Origin of the sequence: Pleomorphomonas sp. JP5 (assembly GCF_023721815.1) — a bacterium.
In the GTDB taxonomy this organism is placed as follows: Bacteria; Pseudomonadota; Alphaproteobacteria; order Rhizobiales; family Pleomorphomonadaceae; genus Pleomorphomonas.
This window is the reverse complement of sequence record NZ_JAMDLI010000007.1, coordinates 418,443-425,136: the sequence shown is the minus strand read 5'-3', so window position 1 is coordinate 425,136 and position 6,694 is coordinate 418,443. Positions and strand designations below refer to the sequence as shown.

At 64.9% G+C, this 6,694-nt stretch carries 8 protein-coding genes and 1 other RNA gene; 7 read left to right on the top strand and 2 right to left on the bottom strand.

The genetic code is table 11. The features are described 5' to 3' along the window. Together M4J40_RS22525 and tkt are read right to left on the bottom strand one after the other, a co-directional pair. Positions 1-84: glyceraldehyde 3-phosphate dehydrogenase NAD-binding domain-containing protein (locus tag M4J40_RS22525; protein WP_311134048.1), on the bottom strand; the 84-nt coding region annotated here is incomplete at its 3' end. A 146-nt stretch (positions 85-230) separates the two neighbouring features. Then, positions 231-2,264: a transketolase gene (gene tkt, locus M4J40_RS09090; RefSeq protein WP_257235153.1), complete on the bottom strand. Its 2,034-nt coding sequence runs from the start codon at positions 2,262-2,264 to the stop codon at positions 231-233. Positions 2,265-2,677: 413 nt separating this feature from the next. Between tkt and M4J40_RS09085 the strand changes: the two genes are divergently transcribed. From M4J40_RS09085 to M4J40_RS09055, 7 genes are all read left to right on the top strand, one after another. Further along, complete coding sequence (locus tag M4J40_RS09085; protein WP_026784299.1) at positions 2,678-2,959, top strand: DUF4164 domain-containing protein; 282 nt, start codon at positions 2,678-2,680, stop codon at positions 2,957-2,959. A 4-nt stretch (positions 2,960-2,963) separates the two neighbouring features. Next, on the top strand, positions 2,964-3,317 hold the full coding sequence (locus M4J40_RS09080; RefSeq protein ID WP_251753770.1) for a cell division protein ZapA: 354 nt from the start codon (positions 2,964-2,966) through the stop codon (positions 3,315-3,317). Between the two features lie 301 nt (positions 3,318-3,618). Then, the gene (locus M4J40_RS09075) at positions 3,619-3,810 is read left to right on the top strand and encodes a hypothetical protein (protein ID WP_251753769.1); all 192 of its coding nucleotides are present in this window, start codon (positions 3,619-3,621) and stop codon (positions 3,808-3,810) included. A gap of 156 nt (positions 3,811-3,966) precedes the next feature. Beyond that, a non-coding RNA gene (gene ssrS / locus M4J40_RS09070) (6S RNA) lies at positions 3,967-4,122 on the top strand. 53 nt (positions 4,123-4,175) lie between these two features. After that, a complete protein-coding gene (locus tag M4J40_RS09065) occupies positions 4,176-4,778 on the top strand; it encodes a 5-formyltetrahydrofolate cyclo-ligase (RefSeq protein WP_405030740.1) in 603 nt (200 codons plus the stop codon). Between the two features lie 134 nt (positions 4,779-4,912). Next, positions 4,913-5,731: a TIGR00282 family metallophosphoesterase gene (locus M4J40_RS09060; protein ID WP_251753767.1), complete on the top strand. Its 819-nt coding sequence runs from the start codon at positions 4,913-4,915 to the stop codon at positions 5,729-5,731. A 130-nt stretch (positions 5,732-5,861) separates the two neighbouring features. Then, positions 5,862-6,608 carry a YebC/PmpR family DNA-binding transcriptional regulator gene (locus M4J40_RS09055; RefSeq protein ID WP_251753766.1) on the top strand — a complete coding sequence of 249 codons (747 nt, stop codon included), beginning with the start codon at positions 5,862-5,864 and terminating at the stop codon, positions 6,606-6,608. The last annotated feature ends 86 nt before the right edge of the window (positions 6,609-6,694 follow it).

Below are 6,694 nucleotides of genomic sequence, written 5' to 3'. Positions count from 1 at the left end.
GTCCTTGCGACCGGACTCGACGATCGCGCGCAGAACGTTACGACCGATACGACCAAAGCCGTTGATGGCGACCTTTACTGCCATTGTCTGTCTCCTGATGCTGAGGCGGGCACTGTTCGGCCCGATCCTCGTTTGGAACGGAGGAAGTCCGGCGGGTTCCGGAGCCTCCCCCAACTTTCCTCACCCGGTGGGAAAGGCGGGAAGACCGCCGTCCCCACCGGGCAATGCCGTCAACCCAACTTGACCGAGGCGAGCTCGGCGATACGGCTCGCGGTGATGCCGAACTTCTCGTAGAGCAGTTCGATCGGCGCCGAGGCGCCGAAGCCGGTCATGCCGACGAAGATACCGTCGGAGCCGATGATCTCGTCCCAACCCATGCGCAGGGCGGCTTCGACGCCGACCTTCACCTTGGCGCCACCGATGACTTCGGCGCGATAGGCGTCGGACTGGGCGCGGAAGTTCTCGAAGCTCGGAACCGAGACGACGCGCGTCGGATGGCCGGCGGCGTCGAGCAGCTTCTTGGCGTCGAGAGCGATGGCGACTTCCGAGCCGGTGGCGAAGATCGACACTTCGGCCCGGCCTTCGGCTGCCGCGACTTCATAGGCGCCCTTAGCGACCTTGTTGTCGGCGCTGACCTCGAAGCGGACCGCCGGCAGGTTCTGGCGCGACAGCGCCAGGGTCGTCGGGCCCTTCTTGTGGTTGAGCGCGAACTCCCAGGCCTCGGCCGTCTCGTAGGCGTCGGCCGGACGGATGACCGTCATGTTCGGGATGGCGCGCAGCGAGGCCAGATGCTCGATCGGCTGATGCGTCGGGCCGTCCTCGCCGAGACCGATGGAGTCATGGGTCATGACGTAGACGACGCGCTGGTGCATCAGGGCCGACAGGCGCATGGCCGGACGGGCGTAGTCGGAGAACACCAGGAAGGTGCCGCCGTAGGGGATGAAGCCGCCGTGCAGCGCGATGCCGTTCATGGCGGCGCTCATGCCGAACTCGCGGATGCCGTAGTGGATGTAGCTGCCCGTGTAGGCGGGCGCCTTCACCGCTTCCTGGCCCTTGGTCTTGGTCAGGTTGGAGCCGGTGAGGTCGGCCGAGCCGCCGGCCATCTCGGGGATGGAGCCGTTGACGACTTCGAGGGCCATCTCGGAGGCCTTGCGCGAGGCGACCTTGGGCAGTTCGGCGACCAGCTTGGCCTTGTAGGCGGCCATGGCGTCGTTGAAGGCGGCCGGCAGGTCGCCGGCGACGCGGCGGTCGAACTCGGCGCGCGTCTTGGCGTCGAGGGCATTGTAGCGGGCGAGCCAGGCGTCGCGGTCCTTGGCGGCACGCTTGCCGGCGGCGCGCCAGTCGGCGAGGATCTCGGCGGGAACCTCGAAGGGCGCATAGGGCCAGCCGAGCTTCTCGCGGGCGCCGGCGATCTCGGCGGCGCCGAGCGGAGCGCCGTGGACGGCGTGGGTGCCGGCCTTGGTGGGCGCGCCGAAGCCGATGGTCGTCTTGGCGGCGATCAGCACCGGCTTGTCGGATTTCTTGGCGCGCTCGAGGGCGGCGAGGATCGCCACGGGATCATGGCCGTCGACGGCGTCGGTGTTCCAGCCGGCGGCGCGGAAGCGGGCCGGGATGTCGCCGCTCTCGGAAACCGAGATGGGTCCATCGATTGAAATGCCGTTGTCGTCCCAGATCAGAACGAGCTTGTTGAGCTTGAGGTGGCCGGCCAGCGAGATCGCCTCGTGGCTGATGCCTTCCATCAGGCAGCCGTCGCCGGCCAGCACGTAGGTGCGATGGTCAACGAGGTCGTCGCCGAACTGGGCGTTCAGCATGCGCTCGGCGAGCGCGAAGCCGACCGACATGGCAAGCCCCTGGCCAAGCGGGCCGGTGGTGGTCTCGATGCCCTGGGCATAACCGTATTCCGGGTGGCCGGCGCACTTGGAGCCCCACTGGCGGAAGGTCTTGAGGTCGTCCATCGAAACATCCTCGACACCGATCAGGTGGAGGACGGAATAGAGCAGCATCGAGCCGTGGCCGGCCGACAGGATGAAGCGGTCGCGGTCGGGCCAGGCGGGGGCGGCGGCGTCGAACTTGATGACGTCGCCGAAAAGAACAGTGGCGATATCCGCGGTGCCCATGGGCATGCCGGGGTGGCCGGACTTGGCCTTTTCGACAGCATCCATCGCAAGAGCGCGGATGGCGTTGGCCATATTCTTGTACCGGGCAGAGTCAGTCATTGTTATTTCCTGACAGGATTTGGCCGGAAAACTCCTTGGGCAAGCCAAATGACGGACAAATACGTATCTTCCGGCAGATACGACGCGCCATTACGTCTTTCGGCTAAAGCGGCCGATCAATAGCAGGGCGGTATCATCTGTCAATGACGACAGGCCCTTGCCAAAGCGCTCACAGGCCAAAAAAGGGGAAAGCTGGTATTTTCCCAGATCGCCGGCAAACGGACCGTTGTCAGGTCTTTGTCTTTGTGGCAACCAGACCTGAGAGATCGTTCTGTAACTATGCTTTGATGGTCGTCTGACAAGGCCTTCTTCGGTTCCGAGGGTCACGGACTTCAACCTCCGTGCCGGTCACCGCGAGCCTGCCAGCCACCTCTCCCGAGCGAAGGACAACGCGATCTCGCACAAGTGATGAGTTCTCCGGCCGATCTTCTGTCGACCCGGTAGAGCATCCGGAGGCGGTCATGGCCGGAGCGGCGTCTTTGGACGCGGCCTTTGAAAGGCTCGACCAGGCATTGGGGCGCCTGGAACTTGCGGTGGAACGACGGCTTGCCGGCGAACGCACCATTTCCGGTCTCGAGGACGAGTTGTTCCGCCTCGGGGAGGATCGGTCGCGCCTTGCCGGCGACCTCGACGACGCGCTTGCCAAGGCCGGTCGTCTGGAAGACGCCAATCGCGAAGTGTCCCGCCGCCTCGTTGCCGCCATGGAGTCGATCCGCTCCGTTCTCGATACCCACGGAGGCTGATCCCTTGAGCCAGGTGACGGTGACGATTGCCGGCAAGACCTACCGCATGGCTTGCGACGATGGCCAGGAGGAGCATCTTTACGGGCTCGCCAGCCGTCTTGACGCCATCATCAACGAAATCCGGGGCGTGTTCGGCGAAATCGGCGACCAGCGACTGACCGTCATGAGCGCCATCACCGTGCTCGACCAGTTGTCGGAGACCGAGCGGCGCCTGAAGGGGCTGGAAGCTGAAGTGCGCTCTTTGCGCGAGAGCCGCGACGCGCTTCTCGAACGGCAGGGCGAGGTGGAGCGGCGCCTGGCCGAGAAGGTGCTCACCGCCGCTGCCCGCATAGAGGCCGCCGCCGAGAAGATGGTCTGAGAGACTGGCCCGAAGTTCTACCGGGGCGGACATCCCGGGCATATGTCTCGCCCCAGCGAGTTTGCGATCAGGCTCTGGCCTACCGGTCCCCGTGTCATCCACGCAGCCAAACGTCGGGTGGACATGAGCTTTCGTCTACTGGTGGCAGAGACGAAATAGGGGCACCCTCTTCGTTGGAATAGTTCGGTATTTTCTTCGGAGTCCCATGCAGGCGGTGCAGAGCTGATGCGGCGAAAGCACCGTTGCCTCGCTACGGATAATTCCATATATGGGGCGCGACAGGATTTTCCGGAGGACTTTCATGGCCAATCACGAGCGGGCAACGGAACATAGCGGCCCAAGCGCCTGGACGACGCTGGCGATGATGGTGGTTGTCCTCCTGGTTGGCATTGGTGCGGTGGCGGCCTTCGGCTACCCCGCCCTGATCGTCCTTGCCCTGGCCGGAACGGCGGCGATGCTTGCAACGCTCGTCGTCATGACGGCCGGTCGGTAACGGCTACTGCGATCCGCGCAGCGACTGGGGCGGTGGGGTTTCCTGCCGCCCCTTCTTTTTGCCCGAACCGATCCTGAGACTTGAACTAATCTTGAGGCCTTTTGTCGCAGTTTGGCTCTTTGCCGAACCGATGGTCTCGCCTATATAGGTGATGTGGCGTAGCTGCGCTTCTCGTTAGGAATCAATATCCCCGGGGCCTTAATGATCCTGAAGGGAGCTGTCCCCGCCCGAACCCGTGGGTTTGGGCAAACGGCGCCCACCTACGTTGTAGGTTTCCCGGGATCACACTTCCGACGGTCGTTCGCGGGCGCCACACCCCTTTTCGGCTTTCGGCCTTTCCGCAATTTCGGAGGCGTGCCATTTCCATCGATGATACTTCACCTCTTCCTTTCGGTGCGCTCGCGGCCACCGAGAAGGCTCGCGTCCGTGCGTCGGCGCTGACGTGCCGCGACGGACTCGACGCCATGGAGAGAGCGAGCGGATCGGCCGCCATCGTCGCGTCGGTGCTGGCTCTCGATCTGGAGCCGGGGTGCGCGGTTTCCGCTTTCCTGCCCATCCTCAGCGAAGTCGATCTCACCAAGGCCATTGCCGGGTTGGATGGGCGCGGCCATCCGGTCGGCCTGCCGGTGATGGTGGAAAGCGGTCTCGTCTTCCGCCGCGTTCGCCCCGGAGACAGGCTGGTTCCGCTGGGTTTCGGCACGCGAGGTCCTGGCCCCGACGCCCCGGAGATCCTGCCGGACGTTCTGTTGATGCCGCTCACCGCTTTCGATCGGAACGGCGGCCGGGTTGGCTACGGACGGGGCTTTTACGACCGCGCCGTGGCCGGTTTGCGCGCCGCCGGCCGTTTTCCCCGCTTGATCGGCATCGCCTTCTCGGTGCAGGAAGTGGCGGTGGTGCCCATGGAACCCCATGATGCACCACTCGACATGATCGTCACCGAGCGGGACGTCTTCCGCTTCGCTCCGTGATCTCTAGAGCAACTCCTGCAAAAGTGGGAACCGGTTTTGCGTCCGGAGTTGCGTGAAAACAAAGAGATAGAGCATGTCGGCGAACCAGGATTCGCCGGACATGCTCTAGAGGACGTGAGGGAGACCGCCGGACGATGCGATTGCTGTTCGTGGGAGACGTGGTGGGCCGCGCGGGCCGCAATGCCATTTCCGACATCCTGCCCGGCCTGATCGCCGACTACGCGCTCGATCTGGTGGTGGTCAACGGAGAGAACGCCGCCGGGGGCTTCGGCATCACCGAGGAGATCTGCCAGGACTTCCTCGACGCCGGCGCCGATGTCGTGACCACCGGCAATCATGCGTGGGACCAGCGCGAGGCGCTCGTCTTCATCGAGCGGCAGCCGCAGCTTCTCCGTCCCGCCAACTATCCGCCGGGAACGCCTGGGCGCGGCGCCACGGTGGCCATCGCCCGCAACGGCGCGCGGGTGCTGGTGGTCAACGTCATGGGCCGCGTCTACATGGATGCGCTCGACGATCCTTTCGCCGCCGCCGACCGCGAGCTCAACGCCTGCCCGCTCGGCAGCATGGTCGATGCCGTGGTGGTGGACATGCACGCCGAGGCGACGAGCGAGAAGCAGGCGATGGGCCATTATCTCGACGGACGGGCGTCGCTGGTCGTCGGTACTCACACCCACGTGCCGACCGCCGACTACCAGATCTTCGACGGCGGCACCGCCTACCTCTCCGACGCCGGCATGACCGGCGACTACGACAGCGTACTCGGCATGGAAAAGGACGAGCCCGTCAATCGTTTCCTGCGCAAGATTCCGACCGCTCGCTTCCAGCCGGCGCTGGGCGAGCCGACGCTGTGCGGCGTCGCCGTCGAGGTGAGCGATTCCACCGGCCTTGCCGAGGCGATCGAGCCCGTCCGGATCGGTGGCCGTCTTGCCGAGGCGCTGCCGACGTTTTGGTAAGTCCCCCGGCTGGATTTAAGGCCAACAAACGCCTATAAGGCGGCCCATTCGTGGAATAGTGCCGTGATCGATGGTCGCGGAGGCGTGTGCATGCGCCCCGCGCCCCTTCGCGGCCCCCTCAGGAGGCACTATGGCCGGTCATTCACAGTTCAAGAACATCATGCACCGCAAGGGCGCGCAGGACGCCAAGCGGTCGAAGATCTTCGCCAAGCTCGCCCGCGAAGTCACGGTGGCGGCCAAGATCGGCGGCATGGATCCGGCGATGAACGCCCGTCTGCGTCTCGCCATCCTCAACGCCCGCGCCGAGAACATGCCCAAGGACAATATCGACCGGGCGATCAAGAAGGCCGCCGGCGCCGATACGGAGAACTTCGACGAAGTCCGCTACGAGGGCTACGGCCCGGGCGGCACCGCCGTCATCGTCGAAGCCCTGACCGACAACCGCAACCGCACCGCCTCGGTGGTTCGCTCGATCTTCACCAAGGCCGGTGGCGCCCTCGGCGAAACCGGTTCGGTCGGCTTCATGTTCGATCGCCTCGGCGAGATCAGCTACCCGCTTTCGGCCGGCTCCAATGACGCCATGGTGGAAGCCGCCATCGAGGCTGGCGCCGACGACGTGGAGTCCGACGAGGAAGGCCATTTCATCTACTGCGCCTTCGAATCGATGGGCGAGGTGACCAAGGCGCTGGAAGCCGCGCTGGGCGCCGCCGCCTCGATCAAGTCGGTCTGGAAGCCGAAGACCACGTCGAACCTCGACGAGGAGAAGGCGACGAGCCTGATGAAGATGGTCGATCTCCTGGAAGACGACGACGACGTCCAGAACGTCTACACCAACATGGAAATCTCCGACGAAGTGGCGGCCAAGCTCGCGGGCTGAGGCTGACCTCGTTTCCGGCATTCGCGCCCGCCGTTGCCCCTGGGGTGACGGCGGGCGTTTTGTTCGTGGCCTGTGCTATCGTGGCG

Excerpts from the sequence above, each read along its gene's own strand:
- M4J40_RS09085 (WP_026784299.1), top strand. The coding sequence starts at position 2,678 with ATGGCCGGAGCGGCGTCTTTGGACGCGGCCTTTGAAAGGCTCGACCAG.
- M4J40_RS09075 (WP_251753769.1), top strand. The coding sequence starts at position 3,619 with ATGGCCAATCACGAGCGGGCAACGGAACATAGCGGCCCAAGCGCCTGG.
- M4J40_RS09060 (WP_251753767.1), top strand. The coding sequence starts at position 4,913 with ATGCGATTGCTGTTCGTGGGAGACGTGGTGGGCCGCGCGGGCCGCAAT.
- M4J40_RS09055 (WP_251753766.1), top strand. The coding sequence starts at position 5,862 with ATGGCCGGTCATTCACAGTTCAAGAACATCATGCACCGCAAGGGCGCG.